Below are 215 nucleotides of genomic sequence, written 5' to 3' on the forward strand. Positions count from 1 at the left end.
GATCTGCTTGACGCTGGGCCGCACCTCGTGGGTGCCCTTGCGCGCCGCATAGACCCGGATCGAGCCGCCATGGGTCGGGATCTTGGTGACGTGAAACACTTCCAGGCCGTGCATGCCGAGCAGGTAAGCGAGGCTGCCGACGGTGTAGTGGCGCAGATGCTCGTGATACACGGTGTCGTACTGCAGATCGTCGAGCAGGCCGATCAGATAGTGCG

Annotated in this window: 1 pseudogene; it reads right to left on the bottom strand. The window is 63.3% G+C overall.

The window, feature by feature from the left end:
• Positions 1–215: pseudogene (locus I5M_RS32735) on the bottom strand (class I SAM-dependent methyltransferase); the annotation flags it as partial.

This window comes from Rhodopseudomonas sp. B29, assembly GCF_000333455.1.
Taxonomy (GTDB): Bacteria; Pseudomonadota; Alphaproteobacteria; order Rhizobiales; family Xanthobacteraceae; genus Rhodopseudomonas.